The following is a 17,693-nucleotide window of genomic DNA, read 5'->3' on the forward strand; positions in this document are numbered from 1 at the left end:
GGACAGATAAACCGACAGACAATGAATGTGCCTGACCGGCAGAAGCCCCGGTCAGGCACATATTGACCATTTTGGTCTGTTGACCAGAAAAAGCCGGGTGAAAACACAAAACGAGATTAGAACAATTTTTTGAGAAGATTGTTCACCGCTTCGCGCGTTTTCTCATCTTTGATTTTTTCATCCAGCTTTTTCAGGCCACGGTTCAGTTCCTTCTTCGCTTTTTGTTTCAGCACATCATCAAAAACAACTTTATAATGTGGCTTCTGCCAGTTGCCGGTTACCTTCAGCGGTATTGTGATATCGCGCAATTCATCGATATCCTTGCCCCCTTGTCCCTGTAACGATCCGACAAACGATGTCCGCACCAGCATATCCTGGCTCTGATTCAGATAGTTCACCTGCCCTTCGCCATGCACACGCAGTAATGGCGACATCATGGATAAATCACGGGTTGCTGCAATCCCCTGCTTCAGATTAAATGTGCCGCTGAGTGCACTAAAGTCGGTTTTCTGCACGGCATTGTCCGGCAGTGAGCGACCTTTTATTTTGGCATAGCCACGACGAATCAGCTGAGCAATATTAATCCCGTTGATCGCACCATCGGCCAGCTCAACCCGAACCGTCCCATACAAGTTTTTCTTCAGCCGCGTCCCGCTCAATCCTTTTCCGGCCACGTTAACTTTCACTGTGCCTGTACCTTCAAACTGATCATTCTCCGCCAGCGCCTTCAACAGCGGCTGAATTTGCACGCCGGTCATTTGCTGATTCACCTGATAGGTCGCCGGTACCTGGCGACCATTCAGCTGAATATCTGCTTTTATTTTTCCCTGATAAAGCCCGGCATCAGTCACGATCAAACGGGCAATCCCTTGCTGAACGGAAGTTTTCAGCGCCACATCAGTCAGGACGACCTGCTTCACCTTCAGCCGGTCTATCCGGAGATCTCCGGACACGTCCAGTGTTTTCAGCCCGGTTAAATCCGGCTCCTGTGAAGATACCGTCTGTGCGGCTTGAGTTGACTGAACATTTTTATTTGATTGAAGACTTTGATTTACCTGAGCATCCGGATTTGCCGGTGATTTCGCGGCAGAAGCCGGTAACAGGCGGTCCAGATCAATATCCGGACTATGCAGGCTGAAGCGCACCTGAGGCATCGGTTTGTTCAGGGTAATCGTGGATTGACCGTCAATTTGCACATCATTGAACTTCAGATCCAGCCCTGTCAGCTGGATCACTTTCGCTACCAAATCCATGTCCATCTGACCTTTAAGCGCGATCTTGAGCGGATTCAGCGGCAATGACTCCCCATTCACGCTGGCCTGCAGATCCAGATCTTTGAGACTGAATTTCCCATAATCTGCTGCCAGCTGAAAATTGCCCAGCCCCTGCACCGAGAAAGAGCGTGAGTCCTGCCGGCCCTGACCAGAGAGCTCAAACCCGGTCCACTGACCCGGTAAAAACTCAGAAATATTCAGGTTTAAATCACTGAGAATTGTCTGTTTTCCGGCCGCCGCATCGCGGATTTCTGCGTGAGCATGGGTCACTGCAATACCCGCGACTGTCACCTGCCAGCCGTGGCCAGACGACTCACCTGCCGTATCAGATGACGATGAGGATGCCACTGCTGGTGCCTGCGTGGCCGGTTTGGATTGCGGCTCTGACACCTTGTTTTTCTTCAGTGAATCAAGATTCGAGACACCATCTTTGCGGGTTTCGATATCCAGCCGCATCCCGTCAAGGCGGATCTGGCCGATATGTAGTTGCTGGCTGAACAGCGGCATCACCGAGACATCCGCAGCCGCTTCTTTGACTTCCAGCAGGTTATCACGCTCAAATCCCGGTGGATTCTTCAGTGCAACCTGCCCGACATGAAGACCGACTGACGGGAAAAACTGCCATTTCAGATCACCCGTTACCACAAGGTCTAAGCCGGTTGCCCGCTTCGTCTGCTCAACAATCAGCGGCTTGTACTGATTCGGGTCAACCAGCGTCACCAGCAATATCATCGCCCCGATAACAACGACAAGCAGCCCCACAATCACATAAAGCAGTTTTTTCATTATTCTTCAGCCTCCGGTACATAAAATTTACCTGAGCCACCTCATGCCTTAACACCTGCATTCTCAGGTCACTCAGGCTTGTCAAAGTAGCATATCAGAACGGGGGAATAAAACCTCACATCCGGCTCTTTTCCGCCAACATCTGCGCTCATTATCCCCGGAACACTGCGCCACTTAAGCCTCCTCTTTTATCATGAGTTTCTGAATTTTTTTCACCAGAATGTCACCTTTGGTTGGTTTCACGATGTAATCTTTCGCGCCACACTGGATACATTTTTGAAAGATGGATTTATCAGTAAAACTGGTCAGCATAATCACAGCGACATGTTCCAGCTCCGGCAACGCCTGTAATGCTTTCAGTGTCCGGAAACCATCCATCACCGGCATATCGATATCCAGCAAAATCACATGTGGTATCATCACCTTCGCCTTGAGCAGGGCTTCGGCACCATTGCTGGCGGTTTCCACTTTAAATCCGCGGGGCTCCAGAATGGTGGATATAATTTTCAGCATCACCGGCTGATCATCTGCCGCCAGAATCAGTGGTGTGACTTCTTTTTTTACATCTTTATGCTGCACTTCCCGAATCGCAAAGCTCATTTCATCCATAAACTCGTCATGCAGGGTATGCAAGTCATGCAGATTCTTTTTCAGTGTGGACAATTGTACGCCCGATGCATCCGGATGGGCGTTGATCATCCGGCTCATCACCCGTTTCCACTCACCAGCCGGAATCTGTTCCAGAACCTGCTCCAGCGGCTTAATGACCTGCTTTAACGCTGTACTTTGTCGCTGTTTCTCCTGTTCTATCTTTGTTTCAATCACATCAAGTGCTTCATAGCTGGCGTTCAGTTCATCAGACATCTGATGGATACTCTGCGCCTCATCGTGCAGCTGAATCTGCGTCAGAATAAAGTCCTTTAACTGATACAGGGTCAGCTGGAATCTGAAAATGTCGTAAACAGGTTTAATCGTTTCATACGTGTAAAACTGATGATTCTCGCACAACAGATATGCTGATTTTCTGTGTTGTTTGTCGCAAACCAACATGGAAATACCGGGGATGGTTCTCAGCTTTTCCAGTTCAGGATAATGATCCAGCTGCTGTTTCAGCCTGAGAGAATCTCCCGGCTGATCAAAAGCAAAAATACATAAAATGCCGTGAAATTCTTTTTGCTGTAAATGGCGGATCAGTTCCTGTTCACTCTCAACCCCGAAACTATAAATCTGACTGAAACATGGCATCACAATATCTCTGACCTGATCTAACACTTCCAGTGAATCATAAAAAATGAAGACACTGACCGGAATCTCCTGCCCTTGCATTTTGTGTCACTCCCCATGTTGTTCTGGCTCAGCCAACAGTTTTCCAGCAACGGATTCAGATAATACCGTCGGCTTCCAGACTCTCTTTCAGGTAATTCATCTCTGACTTAATGTCCTGAATCAGAGTGCTCACCATCTCGATGTTATTACAATTCGCTTCGACTTGTTTGAAGTGACGACTGAGCGCCATCGCTCCGCTGGAAGCCGCTGCCCCTTTCGCGCCATGTGCTTTGCTGCGGATCAGTTCACTGTTTTGTTCTGCCAGTGCGGCTTCCAGCGCCGATAAATCTTTCGAGACACTTTCCCAGAACATCGCCAGTACCGCCCGTACCAGCGATTGGTCATCGGTGCCAATCACACTGCTCAGTTGTTCATAATCAATCCCCTGAATCTGCGATGAGCTGACGGATTCCTGCGGCAATCCCGTCACGGCAGATTGCAGGGAAATGCTCTTCATGCGCAGTGAAAGAATTTTCTTCAGCTTGCTCAGCTCAACCGGTTTGGCAATATAGTCATCCATTCCGGCTTTCAGACAATGCTCTGACTCACCGGCCATTGCATTGGCGGTTAATGCAATGACAACCGTGCGCTCGCGTCCTTCCTGCTCTTCGATCTGACGAATCTCAGAAGTCAGCTCATAACCGTCCATCTCTGGCATGTGGCAATCTGTCAGTACCAGACCAAACCGGCCGGAACGCCACATATCCAGTGCAATTTTCCCGTTATCAGCCATCTCATAAGCGTAGCCGAGCTTTTCCAGTTGCCGGGAGATCACCAGCTGATTCACCGGCTGATCTTCCGCACATAAAATCAAAGTACCGGCGGCAATCGCCGTCGTTTTATCCGGCACAATCACCTGATCCGGTTCACTGACTGAAGAGAAATCCCAGTCAATATCCGGGCTCTCCAGCCCACAGGAGACCGCCAGCCCGAAGATAAACTCGGTGGGTTTGAGCGGATGTGCGCCGACGACGTAAGATTGTTGCGATATGTAGCCCTGAGTACAAACAGGATCGCGGGTCAGGGATACCACCACGCTAAAGGCTTCCATGGCTTGACTGACTTCCTCATCCGTCACCGTGACCGGCAAATAACCATCGGGTATCACCTCCGGCTGCTGGTAGTAAACCTTTGCAAAATCAAGCTGCTCAATAATATTCAGACAAGCTTGTCTGAGCAGGACATCACTGACCCTGAGGACCAGCACATGCTGTGAAAAACGATAATCCGGCAGACTGACAGAGGCGTTTGGTGCAGCATCTGCCGGCACTTTGATGGTGAATGTACTGCCTTTTCCTTTCTGGCTTTCTGCCTGAATCGTGCCCCCCATCATGTCAACAAATGATTTGGTAATGCTCAGGCCAAGCCCGGTGCCACCATATTTCCGGGTCGTTGATGAATCCGCCTGAGAAAATGGCCGGAATAGCTTGCCAAGCTGTGCTTCACTCATGCCAATGCCATTATCTTCCACGCTGAGCGTCAGCGTCCCGGCGTCATAACTGATATGGATGATCACAAAACCCGGCCGGCCATTTCCACCGGTAAATTTAATCGAATTCCCCAGCAGGTTCAGGATAATCTGGCGGATACGGACGGAGTCCAGCAACAGCGGGTCCGGCGTCATAAAGTGATAATAAATAAAGATATCCACCCCTTTGTTACCGGCATTCACCCAAAGCGCTTCCGTGGTTTTTTCAATCAGTGTCAGCAGTGAGGTTTCCGTATATTCCAGTGCCATCTGCCCGGCCTCAATTTTTGAGAAATCCAGAATATCGTTAATAATTTCCAGCAACGAAAATGCAGAGTCCCGTACCGTATTCGCCATGCGTTTCTGATCCCGGGTCAGCGAGGTGTCCCGCAGCAGGTCAATCATACCGATCACCCCATTCATCGGCGTCCGGATTTCATGGCTCATGGTGGCCAGAAACCGCGACTTCGACTCACTGGCCTGACGGGCGGCAAAGGTCTCTTTCTCCAGCCTTATCTGCGCCTGACGCTCTTCGGTAATATCCAGATTGATACCGAACATCATTTCGGCAAAGTCATTTTCCCCGGCAATGACGTCCGCCGCTGCTTTGACCCAGTGCACCTGCTGCGTCTTCTCATTAATAATCCGGAACTCACAGTTAAAGGGTTTGAGGTTGTCAATACAGTCACGGAAGATAGCTTCAGCCATCCCGATATCTTCCGGATGAAGCCGGTTACGCCAACTCTCATAGACCAGAGCTTCATCTTCCGGCACGCCGTACAATGCGTACATATTGTCATCCCACTTCAGCGCACCGGTGCTGAGGTTGATTGACCAGTTACACACACCACCCGCTTCGGATGCCAGTGCCCGTCCTTTGAGCAGTTCGTCACGCTGTGCTTTCGACTCTCTCAGCGCTTCTTCAAATGCTTTGCGTTCAGAAATATCTTCAACCACAGAAATAAAATACTTCGGCGAATCATCCGGGTTACGGACCAGTGAAACAGACACCGTTGCCCACAGCACTTCACCATTTTTGCGCACATAACGCTTATCGATAGTAAATTCCTTACGGCGTCCGGCCTTCACATCCTCAATCAGCTGTACACCCCGGGCTGCATCATCACTGAACGTAATATCGGTGAAAGAAAGCTGGAGCAGCTCCGCTTCCGTATAACCAAAATCACTACACATCCGGTGATTGACTTCGAGAAACCGGCCTTCAGGCGATAATCTTGCAATCCCGACGGCCGCATTACTGAAGGCGGCCCGGTAAATGATTTCCCGCTCAGTCAACTCGTCTTTCAGTGCCTGCTCCCGCAGCCAGTTTTCCACCTGCATGGTAATATCCCGCACCACCCCGACAAATGCAGGGCGATTATCCAGCCAGGTTTCACCGATGGAAATTTCGACCGGAAAAATCCGCCCGGATGCATGAATCCCCGCCATTTTTCCGGGAGCTCCGACCCGGTTCCGGCAACTGACCAGTAAAGACTGAAGTGTTAACCCTTCCGGCAAATCGCCATCCTCCGGTTTCATCAGTTCAATCAGCGGCTTATCCAGCAATACTTTTTTGCTCTGGCCGAAAATCGTTTCAAAAGCGTAATTCACATCCAGAATGATCCCTTCATCATTCAAGACAACAATCCCGTCCAGTGCGGTGTTAAATATTGCTCTCAGCCGGTTTTCGGACTCTTTAAAATCGCGGTTCTGCGCTTCGATCTCTTTCTCCAGTTCAACCCGGTCCAGCGCCCGCTGGTGTTCCTGTTCTGTGACATCGGTTAACAACGCCAGATAATGGCTGAGCGCCCCCTGCTCCGTAAATACCGGGTCCAGCCTCAGATGATTCATAAACGAGACACCACTTTTCTTAAAGCTTTTCACCGTCACCGAGCAAGATCGGTGTGTCCGCATTTCATGGTGGAGCTGTTCCCACACCTGCTGCACACTTTCCGGATCCTGTAAAAACTTCAGATTTTTCCCCAGCGCTTCCATCGAGGTGTATCCGGTCAGGTGTTCAAATGCAGGATTGACATAAATAACCGGCGTTTCCTCCTGCGTCATGTCGATCACCGCGATGCCCGTGGTCATGGCATGAATGGACCGGTGGGGAATATCCATTGTCTGTAATTTAGCGTGATCATCACGCAGCTGCAGATGATGCGCATTGAGTGTGTCACGCAATTGGTTGACTGCACCCGCCATCCGGCCTATTTCATCTTTGCGTGCCTCCGGCAACAGCGGGACATCGGTATGACCGCGGGACAGTTGCCACAAAGCATCATGGATACTTCGGATTGGCTTTATCATTCTCATCGCATGATAAAACCCGACACACCAGATCAACAGAATAAACCCGGTCAGCAGAAGCGACTGACTCATATAACCCGGCAGCAGCAGCGCCTGTTCTGCCGGCACCCGGATGAGTACCGACCAGCCCAGCCCCGGGTAAGTGCTGGTGCCCTGTGAATGGGTATACCCGCTGATGAGTTGCTGCTGCGTGGCTTTATCGGTAAAAATACCGGCTCCGGTCAGGCCGGCGATCGCACGTTTTGCATCCTCAAAACCAGATTTCGCCAGATTCAGCTTTCCCAGTTTGCTGAAATTTCTCTGGTAATTCGCAGCGCTTTGCACCAGCGGATTCATATCAATGATGACATGACCCGCTTCATCGAGCAGCAAAATTTCTGCCTGATGCTGCTGGTGCGTACCTGCCTGCATTTCGTAAGCATCTCTGACCATCTGTTCCACAACCTGAAAATCGATCAGATTGACCCAGACTCCGGCAATCGCTCCGGTTTCATCCCGGATCAGCTTCGCCAGCAGCAAATCATAAGCATTGGCTTCCCCACTGAGAATGCCGCGCACCGGCCCTTCAATATAAACACCTTCAGGGCGCTCCGGTGTGAGTGTCTCTCCCGACAATACGTTGTGGAACCAGTGTGACAACCTGATCTTGCCGGCATCCACCATCACGTTAGCGACCGTTTTACCAAAGCTATTTTGGCTGTTCGCCGCCAGCACCTCACCATTCGTGTCAAAAATAATAATCCGCCGGTAAATCTGATAGGTGCGGACAAAGTCATTCAGCCGGTCAGTCAGCTCGCTGCCAGCCGTAATATATGCCAACTGTCCCTCACCAACATGACCCAGCACCAGCGGAAACAGCTGTGTATCATTGTATCGCTCAGCCAAATGCTCATCGATATGGCGACTGAGTATCGTCGCTTCCCGTCTGATATGGTTTAACGTATTTTTTTCCAGCAAACTGTTTTCCCGCAGGGAGAACAAAAATACAGATGAAATAATCAGTAATCCGGTCAGTAAAAAAAGCCAGATCAGTTTGGCAGAAAGCTTCATCGCTATCCCCTTTTATTCCCGAGTTGCAAACTCAGTTTTCTGAGCAATCCGGCAGACAGCGCCGCATTGAAATATGAATGGCTTTGGCGAGCGATTCCCGCGCGACGGCTTCTGAATACAAAAAGCCCTGACAGATATCACAACCCAGATCATCGAGATACCGTTCCACTGCCTTATTCTCAACCCCTTCAGCAACTACGGTTAAATTCATCGCCTTGGCCATATTCAGCGTTTGTTCCACCACAGCCTTGGACTTTAAGTTGGTCAGACAATCACGGATAAAGGTTTTATCAATTTTCAGCTCATTAAAAGGTAAAGCATGTAGCTGTTCTATCGAGGCATAACCCGTTCCGAAATCATCAATCGATAAATAAAAGCGCATCATACGTAACCGCAGCATGGAGGTGGTAATCGAGTACGGTTCATCACTGAGTATGGTCTCCGTCAGTTCACAAATGATGGATTCAGGATCGACCTGAGCATTGCGGCACTGATGCTGAAACCAGGCAGGAAATTCATTGTCTTTCATCATCCGGCCCGACACATTGACAGACAACGTCAGCCCCGGCGCTTTAGCCTGCAAAGTTGTAAATTTTTTCAACGCATCCTGAATGGTTGTTTTGGTCAACAGCTCAATCAGCTCATCCGAGCTTTCTGCCAGGGTAATAAAGCGGTCAGGGTAAATCAGGCCGCCATCCGGTGCGACAATCCGTGCCAGCGCCTCAAATCCTTTGACAGCGTAGGGATGCATTGAAATCTGCGGCTGGAAATAGGTAATCAGCCGCCCCTGATCAATCGCCTGCCTGAATTCCGCTTCCGTTAACGGCACACGCAGTGGCGCTTCCGGTTGAATACGATGCCGGGCGTCATCCAGAAATGAGGCGGCAATATCAACACTGATGGGCTTGCGGGCCACGCCCAGAATGGTGAGGTTATACTGATTCGCCAGCAGGGAACTGGTTCGGAGAATTTCTTCTTCCTCTGCACTAATCAGGACAATGGGATGACGGAATTTTAAACCAGCCAGATACTGCAGCACTGCCAGTCCATCTTCAACCGGCATGTTCAGATCGCAAAAAATCAGGTCAATCCGCTCCTGATTGAGAATCTTCCTTGCTTCAGCGCCATTTGCTGCTTCAAACACCTGATAATCACCCAGTTGGGAAAGACAGGTCCGCAACGTAAAGCGGATAATGTCCTGATCGTCCACAACCAGTATGTTATGAATTGTTTCTGCCACAATGAAACTCCCGACCTTCCTGTTCTTTCATCCAAACTGGCACTAGAGCGTGTTTATCTTTCATCACACGTAATTTGTTTCACACTCTGTAATCATAGTGCAAGTTGTCTCTGTGCAGCGCGAATTATCCGTGATCCTTCCGGTGGAAAGCGGGGATTTCATAAAATATTGAGAGAAACACCAGATTTATGAAAAATTATTGTGCAATTTTATGATTTAGCCGATAAGACAATTTTTCTTTTTGATTGACGGACTTGATACCCAAATCACCCGATAACTCCGGTGATTTGAGCAGATTTGAATACCAGGCAAGCAGAAGGAACGAAGCCAGGTGAGCAGAAAAGCCGGACTCAGGTCATCCGGACTCAGGCATTTAACAAACGTGCGATATGGGCTTTCAGTACATCAATCGCAATCCGGTTTTTACCGCCACGCGGCACAATAATATCCGCATATTGTTTGGAAGGCTCAATGAACTGCAAAAACATCGGACGCACTGTGTTCTGATACTGCTTGAGAACTGATTCCAGCGTCCGGCCCCGCTCTTCGACATCCCGGCGGATACGACGCATCAAACACACATCCAGCGGTGTATCCATAAAGATAGTGGCATGCATCAGTTCACGCAGGCGGGGATCCGTCAGCAGCAAAATTCCCTCTAAAATAATCACCTTCTTGGGTGTCATGCTGGTGGTATTGTTGGTCCGGGTATGTTCCGAATAACTATATTCAGGCACATCAACGGCATTGCCCAGGGTCAGCTGCTGCAGATGCTCGCACAGGAGATCATGGTCCAGTGCATTCGGGTGATCATAGTTGGTTTTCACCCGCTGCTCCATATTCAGATGGCTCTGATCTTTGTAGTAACAATCTTCGGTAATCACCCCAATCTGGTGGTCCCCCACCTTGGCCCGCAACTCCTGATAAATGGTGGTCGCAATAAGACTTTTACCTGAAGCAGAAGCGCCCGCGATTCCGATGATGACACAATGACTATGATCAGACATATTTGAAGTACCCGATAACAAACGATGGTAAAGAAATGACTAGCGGCGTGATTATAGAGATAAGCCGCCTGAGATACCAGCACGGATTCCGGAAAAGTTGAACAACTTCAGTCAATAGCATTGACAGGATGAATAATTCAGCTTATCAGCAAAGACAAATGATTCCTTGACAGAGACATTTACAAAATTACTGACAGGTCAGTCAGTTGTCTCCATCCATATCATCTGCATCGTCGCAGAGGCGATTCAAATCGTTAGGGCACGAACGATCCGGCCAGACAGCAGCCCGGACTTTCTGCGATCTTTCCCCGTGTTTTTTTGTTTCCCGGAACATCGCTCTGTAAAACACCTCAAAACCCGCCATATCTGGCTTGCGGGCGAATTGACGGCGATTTCTTCCGCTTTTACAGGTGATATTTTCAGCAATTTACTAATAATTTTGTTAAATAAGTCGATTCTATCTGTATAATAAGCGGCGTGAATTTATTTATATATGAAATGAAAGGTCAGCTGTGCATAGTTTTTTTAATGAATCATCGCCTTTTCACGGTATCTCAGAGAGAGCGGAAAACTTTTTACTGATTAATGGCACTTACCGGTCACTTGAGCCCGGTGAATGTCTTTATCAGGCAGGACAGTTTTTAGACGGATACTATGTGATTGCAGAAGGCGCGATTCATCTGAAACGTAAAACCGGCAATCACAGCCAGCATATTTTACTCCGCAGCACCGATGAGTGGCTGGGTTATGTGCATTACTTTGCGGGTTTACCGGCATCAGCGAATGCGATTGCACATAAAAGGACCAAGATATTTCATATCTCCGGTGCATTATCAGAACGCTTTTTCGACAGATATCCGATGTTTTATCAACGAATGCTGAAAGATATCACCAGAGAATACGTCGACTTTGCAGAACACCACTTGTGTGAAGTGAGCTGCGATCTTCAGTTTCGCATCGCCCGGCAACTGCTGATGAAAGCGATTAAATCCAGTACCCATGAAATCTCGCTGACTCAGGCCGATTTGGCAGGCGTGATTGGCGCACCTCAGGAAGATGTCGACACACAACTGAGAGTCATGGAAAAGCTTGGGCTGATTCAAACCCGCTACAGTAAAATCATCATCAAAAACACCGATCAAATTAACACCATGGTCTTTGGTGCTGCCGGGTCTTAAAGCCGGCTTTCTGCCGTCCGCAATTTTTTCTTCAGTTTATGCCTTCCCGTGTTATTCCTTCCCGTGGTTTCACTCCCCAGCGCGGTTATGCTCAAATGACTTCAGATACTGATGATAATACCATTAATATAATCAAATTATATTGGGGTTAATCTCTTATTATTATATCACCGGCTAGTCACAGAATGAATATACAATAAAACATATCACAATAAATAACTGACAAATAATAATCCTATGAAAGTAAAAGCAAATATTTAATTCAATTGATTTATTCAAATTAATTCTTGCAAATCATAATATTTGTAATTATATTCTGACTTGTCTTTACATGTACATTAGCGAATCATTACTCAATATTTATGAGTGAAACGATCAGTTTTTTGGTGTTATTAAACAATTTTGAAATAAAAATTTAAATAAAAAATCACAATAAAATCAATAAATTACTCCAATGATACCGCTTTCATTAAATATAATACAATTTTGAATGATGATGACACAAATAAAAATATTATCAGGATTAATATTTTTATAATTAATAATCATAAGCGTTTAAATGAAGTATTTTGATGTCATTTATAACTAGAGTAATCATTCAAAAATAAGATAACGTCAAATAAAACAACGTGATAATAATAAAACCCTTTAACTTAAATTATCCCCCTAATGAGGTTAAAAAATGAAAAACAACATCAGTAAGCCATTATTCTGGTCAAATACGTTTTTAGCATGTGTATTTAGTCTGCATTTACCCGCGGTTCATGCCAGTGAAACCAATCAGGCTGTTTTACCAGCTCCGCTTGTGAGCCCAAAACAAGACAGCAAACTGGATATGAAAATTCAGAATGCTCTGAATCAAAATACGAACGGTGTCCGATCACTACTTTCAGTGACTGCGAATATCCAGCTGAGCAGTGTTCCGGACGATTTAAAGCAGCAACTGGAAGCCATGCATGTTGAAGTCCTGCAAATCTCAAAGCAGTATCATCTGGTCACCGTCCGGTTAACCCCAAAGTCTGACCTGGAGGCATTAAAAAAACTCTCGGTTGTTCTGTATGTTTCTCAGGCTTCACCGTCGAGTCATTATGTCGGTAAAGCGACCGACCACAGTGTCAGCGCACTGAATGTCGATCAGGTGCAAAAAACGCTGCCCGGTCTGACTGGTAAAGGCGTGCGTGTCGGCATCATTTCAGACAGTTTCGCCCATTCTTCCGGTGTGCGCGGTGATAAAACCACACCAGCCCTGAGAAAAGCCGGCATCCTGAAAAATGCCAAAAACCAGATTTCCGGAGATTTACCCGCATCCGTTGAATTACGCGATGATGCCAATACCTACAGTGATACAGACGAAGGCGCAGCCATGGCTGAAAATATCCATGACATCGCACCGGATGCAGATATCTCTTTCTATTCAGATCAGGCCTCAATGCTTGGTTTCGTGGCCGCGGTCAAAGACCTGTGTAAACCCCGTTCAGAAGGCGGTGCAGGTGCTGATATCATCGTCGACGATACCATGTATTCCTCGGCTCCGTTTTATCAGCCGGGCATCATTAATGAAGCGATTAAGGAATGTGTGGCAAGCGGTGTGATGTTCTTCACGATCGCCGGAAATGACAGCGAACGCAGCTATGAATTCACTTATCAGGATATCGATACCAGCACTTACGATAATCACTCATCATCGTCTGATGGCAAAGTCGCGTATGGTTATGACTTCCATAAATGGCCAAACGGCAGTGCATATTTGCCGGTGACGATTCCTGCCGGCAGTCATTTCCGGGCCGTTCTGAACTGGAACCAGCCTTATATCAGTTATCAGGAAAACAAAATCAACTTCCCGCTGATTGATTTTGATATGTACCTGCTTGAAAAAGACTCAAATAACAATGTCAGTGTTGTCTACTCCAGTTTATCCGAGCAGGGTGACAAGAAGTACAACGACCCGTATGAGCAAATCTGGTATACCAATAACTCCGGCTCGTCCAAAACATTTTATCTGGCCGTCAATCACTGGTCAGGAAATACGGATGTCATTCCGCAAAATCTCAATGTGCCGGTAAAACTGAACCTTCGCTTCCCGATGTCCAGTGACAATATCAAAGTAGGTGTGGATTATAACAGCTCGATGATGTACGGACACGCGTACTCGGAAGGCGCGATTACGGTCGCTGCCATGCCGTGGTACGGCAGCCACCCTTATGTCAACAGTGACGCGGATATTTTTGTTGAATCCCAAAGTTCGAAAGGATCAGCCAGCCACCCTTTCTATTTTGATATCGACGGAAATTATGCTTATTCAACCATGAAAAGACCGTCAATCACGTCAACAGATGGTGGAGACACCTCATTCTTCGGCAGTGATATTCCTTCTTCATGGAATGTGATCAATGAGCCGGATGGCCTGCCAAACTTCTTTGGTACATCTTCAGCTGCACCAACGCTGGCTGGTGTTGCCGCACTGCTAAAACAGTATGCTGGCTCAGATGCTTCCGGCGAAATGATTAAGGAAGCCCTGCTGTCTACCGCTCGTGATATCAAAACCGACCGTGGCAGTGAAGGCTGGGATCCGGTGACGGGCGCTGGTGAAGCCGATGCTCAGGCAGCCCTGAATTATCTGAAAAAGATGATTGGCAAAGACTGAGCATTTTGCGGTGAATTTCTTTCTTTGAGCTAAATAACTGCCGCCTCTATGTGACGGGCGGCAGTCTCATTTCTCTAACCGGGTCAGAATAAATCCACAGAGGCAACCCAACATTCATGAAGTGCGTGCGACTTCAAAGATCCAAGCCAAAGATGATACAAGGTGCACATAAAGATGTCTTGCATATTTACAATAACAAGAAACTAAGATAGATCATCAGGCAATAAAAGCAGCGACTAACCCACATATTAATATGGATTGCAGAATACCCATTACCCCGTTTATTACCTCATTTGCTATTGTGATTTCTTGTTTTATTTATTGTATTCATTCTGAAAATCATCTGTACACTGCCAATAGCATTGAAGATTTTCTGTTCACCCCCGGTGAAATGATGCAACTGGAAAAACTCTGTCAGACCATGCCCAAGCTTTCTTATCACTCTGCAACGGCAACTAAACCTGTGGTGATTCATCTGCACTGTCAAATTCCCCGGACTGAGATGAATGACTTCCTGTTCCGCCACCAGTTCCAGCCCATTGATCAAGGCATTTATCAAAAAAGGACGATCCAGCTCCGGTTATCTGATGCCCGGCACGATGTCATTCCATCCGTAGAATTAATCCAGTATTGATCAAAAACGTCTTTTCAGACTCAAACAGTTTTATGGTGCAGGTTTCGGATTTCGCTGATACCTGCATCAGCTGTGACAGAGCAACACGCCGGACTGCCGCCATTTAACCATATTCATCACGCGATACTGATTCAGGTATTTCTGACATCACTCTCAAAATATAAACGATATTTCATATAAATAAAAATAATATTTTAATTCTGTTTAAATTTTTTGATTAAGAAAACATCATTTATTTAAATTTTCCTGAAAAATCAAGATAAAGTTAATAACCTCTTGATGATTAACTTTATTTAAAACAGACAGAAACACTGAAAACCTCAAATAAAAACCAATAATTTCATTTAGTTACAGAAAATCACCAGATATATCAGAGAACAAAACCAATCTGATAACCTTTGAGTTTTTACTTTAAATACTGCATTTAAAATTCCATCAAAATATATTTACCAACTGTAAAGTAATGTAAATTCATTAATTAACAATTAAGTAAAGAATATGAAATATTACGAAAATAGAATGCAGCCCAGTAAATTAAATATCTATTGGTAAGTAATTTACGCATTAGCGAGTCAGGGATTTGTCGCAATGGACGAATGACAACCCACTCATATTTTTGGTGTTTTTTATTTTATATTTTGGGATATATATGAACAGGAAAAGTACCCCGTCATTCTGGGGCGTGATCGCCCTGCTGTTTGGAATGACTGTTTTTTCAATCAATGCACATGCGCATTTTTTCAAGCGTCTGAATGAAGCGAAACCGCGGTACGCAAAGGCCGTCTGGTTTGCACCTGATTTCGACTTTGATAAAGATGGCTGCCTGCCGGATGCAGGTATTTCACGGAAAGGACAGCAGAATGGTGGTCTGAAGCCATCAGGTTCACTCGGTGGCCACTGCCGTCACGGTGGTTTTATGGGGCTGTCTAATACCTATCACCGCTACGTGTGTAAAAAAAGCGGTCGTAATAACTATTGTGCACACGTTTATGCGCTGTACTTTCAGAAAGACATGGCAGCACAGGGCGGTATTGGCGGTTTCGGACACCGTCATGACTGGGAAAATGTGGTTGTCTGGACCCGGAATGGCCGCCCGACGCACAGTAGTGTCAGTGCGCACGGTAAGCTGAGCACCCGCGCATGGCGTGACACCAACAAGTGGGGTAATCACCCGCATGTTGTGTATCACAAAGGCGTTGCAACACACTCTTTCCGGATGGCGAAATCCGGCGAATGGACCGCTGAAAACCCAACACACAAATGGGTTCGTCCTGCGCTTGCCAGCTGGTACACCATGAAAGGCGATGTCAGCAATGCAACCCTGACCAATAACCTGCATCGCTTCAACTACGGCAACGCTAACCTGCCGGTCAAGCATGAAAGAATGCTCCGTGATGTCAACCGCTTCAAACCTTCCGGTTATCCAAGTTATTCAAGCCAGGACATGTGGCGTACAAAATAATGTCATCATTGTCATTCACAATGGCATACAAACCTGAGCGGCTTGCGCCGCTCTTTTTCAGGCCCGGCTTTTCGGGCCCGACAGACCAGATCCGGTGTTTTCAAACTCTCGTCGTCTGTTTCCGGATTGGATGAAAACCGAACACGCTGTTATGGCGCGGTTCATACCAGACAACGCTCTGATATTTATCAAGGTATCAGACAGATATCAGACAAGGTATCCGTATGTATAGAAAATTGATTTTGCTTGTTGGCGGCGCAGCTGTTGCGTCATATGGACTGATGACATGGCTGCAACCCGAAACGCATTCAGCCACGCTCTCACTCCGGTGGTCAAAAGCCGACACGCATCATGCAGCTGAAACGCCAGCCAGTGCTCAGCCAGCAGTGGCGCTGAAACGCCAGTCCACACCGGACACTTCAGGTTCAGCCATGACCCCGAACACGCAACTGGATATCACGGCTACGGCAATCAACCCGGACATGCCGGTCATGTTATCGATTCAGGATCTGTTTGCCAGAATTGACGCATCAGGCCGGGTGCCCGATGACCTGTTTCAGGCATTACAGAAAAGACTTGAGACGGATGATCATGCGTTGAATGACATCATGACCATGATTGAATCAACCGATTTGGGCTACGAAGAAAAATATCTGCTGGCCGAGCTGCTCTCAACCCGCAAAGACAGCGCCCCGATTGATTTCACCCTGTCGCTGATGCAGAGCGCTTCGGCGCAATCCCTGTCAGTCGGCGCGGAACTCGCGACCAGTCTGATGATGAACGGCCGGCCTGCCGATATTCTGGCCCCACTCGTTCAGGGCAGTTACTCACAGGATGCACAGGCGCAGATCGATCAGGTCATCAGCCGGGTCCCGAATGCTTCAATGGATGAGACACAACGCACGGAAGTTGAGCATTTACTGACCGGTTATATTGATAGCACCAGCGGAAAAATGAAATCTGTCGCGATTGAAAGCTTAGCCGGAGTCGTCGCCGGTGATGCACAGAAGCTGAAATCGCTGTTTCATGAGTACGCAGATGATGGCAATGACGCCGTCAGATACAGCGCTATAGAAGCCTTATACCAACTGGAACCGGCACAGTTTGATTCCGGTATCGCAAAGGACTTGCAGACCATTGCCAACAACAGCAGTGAGTCGATGTCTGTCCGCGCCAGTGCCATGGAACTGCTGGCCAGTTATCAGGAAAGTCCCGGCAGTTGATTGTTATCAATCAAAGCGATGTAAGGGAATCACATTACAGTGACCTGTTTGGTGCGCTGTTGAGATAATCGAAATTGAATTGTTCCCACGC

General features: G+C 47.3%; 11 protein-coding genes. 5 read left to right on the forward strand and 6 right to left on the reverse strand.

The window, feature by feature from the left end:
- Positions 1-116: 116 nt before the first annotated feature.
- The 6 genes from OCV29_RS11135 to OCV29_RS11160 all read right to left on the reverse strand — a co-directional run bounded on the left by OCV29_RS11135 (position 117) and on the right by OCV29_RS11160 (position 10,825).
- A complete protein-coding gene (locus OCV29_RS11135) occupies positions 117-2,060 on the reverse strand; it encodes an AsmA family protein (RefSeq protein ID WP_073605332.1) in 1,944 nt (647 codons plus the stop codon).
- Positions 2,061-2,234: 174 nt separating this feature from the next.
- Positions 2,235-3,386 (reverse strand): response regulator, encoded by a 1,152-nt coding sequence (locus tag OCV29_RS11140; protein WP_073605331.1) that lies wholly within the window; start codon positions 3,384-3,386, stop codon positions 2,235-2,237.
- A 55-nt stretch (positions 3,387-3,441) separates the two neighbouring features.
- Positions 3,442-8,214, reverse strand: a complete 4,773-nt coding sequence (locus tag OCV29_RS11145) for a PAS domain S-box protein (protein WP_073605330.1) — start codon at positions 8,212-8,214, stop codon at positions 3,442-3,444.
- Positions 8,215-8,245: 31 nt separating this feature from the next.
- Positions 8,246-9,454, reverse strand: coding sequence for an EAL domain-containing response regulator (locus OCV29_RS11150; protein WP_084193467.1), 1,209 nt, complete (start codon positions 9,452-9,454; stop codon positions 8,246-8,248).
- 365 nt (positions 9,455-9,819) lie between these two features.
- A complete protein-coding gene (gene udk / locus OCV29_RS11155) occupies positions 9,820-10,461 on the reverse strand; it encodes a uridine kinase (RefSeq protein ID WP_073605329.1) in 642 nt (213 codons plus the stop codon).
- Positions 10,462-10,663: 202 nt separating this feature from the next.
- A complete protein-coding gene (locus OCV29_RS11160) occupies positions 10,664-10,825 on the reverse strand; it encodes a hypothetical protein (RefSeq protein ID WP_175561596.1) in 162 nt (53 codons plus the stop codon).
- A 148-nt stretch (positions 10,826-10,973) separates the two neighbouring features.
- Between OCV29_RS11160 and OCV29_RS11165 the strand changes: the two genes are divergently transcribed.
- The 5 genes from OCV29_RS11165 (at position 10,974) to OCV29_RS11185 (ending at position 17,602) form a co-directional block, all read left to right on the forward strand.
- A complete protein-coding gene (locus OCV29_RS11165) occupies positions 10,974-11,639 on the forward strand; it encodes a Crp/Fnr family transcriptional regulator (protein WP_073605328.1) in 666 nt (221 codons plus the stop codon).
- Between the two features lie 682 nt (positions 11,640-12,321).
- Positions 12,322-14,283 carry a S8 family serine peptidase gene (locus OCV29_RS11170; RefSeq protein ID WP_073605327.1) on the forward strand — a complete coding sequence of 654 codons (1,962 nt, stop codon included), beginning with the start codon at positions 12,322-12,324 and terminating at the stop codon, positions 14,281-14,283.
- 253 nt (positions 14,284-14,536) lie between these two features.
- Positions 14,537-14,917 carry a hypothetical protein gene (locus OCV29_RS11175; protein ID WP_073605326.1) on the forward strand — a complete coding sequence of 127 codons (381 nt, stop codon included), beginning with the start codon at positions 14,537-14,539 and terminating at the stop codon, positions 14,915-14,917.
- 649 nt (positions 14,918-15,566) lie between these two features.
- Positions 15,567-16,379, forward strand: coding sequence for an NPP1 family protein (locus tag OCV29_RS11180; RefSeq protein ID WP_084193470.1), 813 nt, complete (start codon positions 15,567-15,569; stop codon positions 16,377-16,379).
- 224 nt (positions 16,380-16,603) lie between these two features.
- Entirely contained in the window at positions 16,604-17,602 is a 999-nt protein-coding gene (locus OCV29_RS11185) for a hypothetical protein (protein WP_073605325.1), read from the forward strand.
- Positions 17,603-17,693: the final 91 nt, after the last annotated feature.

This window comes from Vibrio aerogenes (assembly GCF_024346755.1).
GTDB lineage: Bacteria > Pseudomonadota > Gammaproteobacteria > Enterobacterales > Vibrionaceae > Vibrio > Vibrio aerogenes.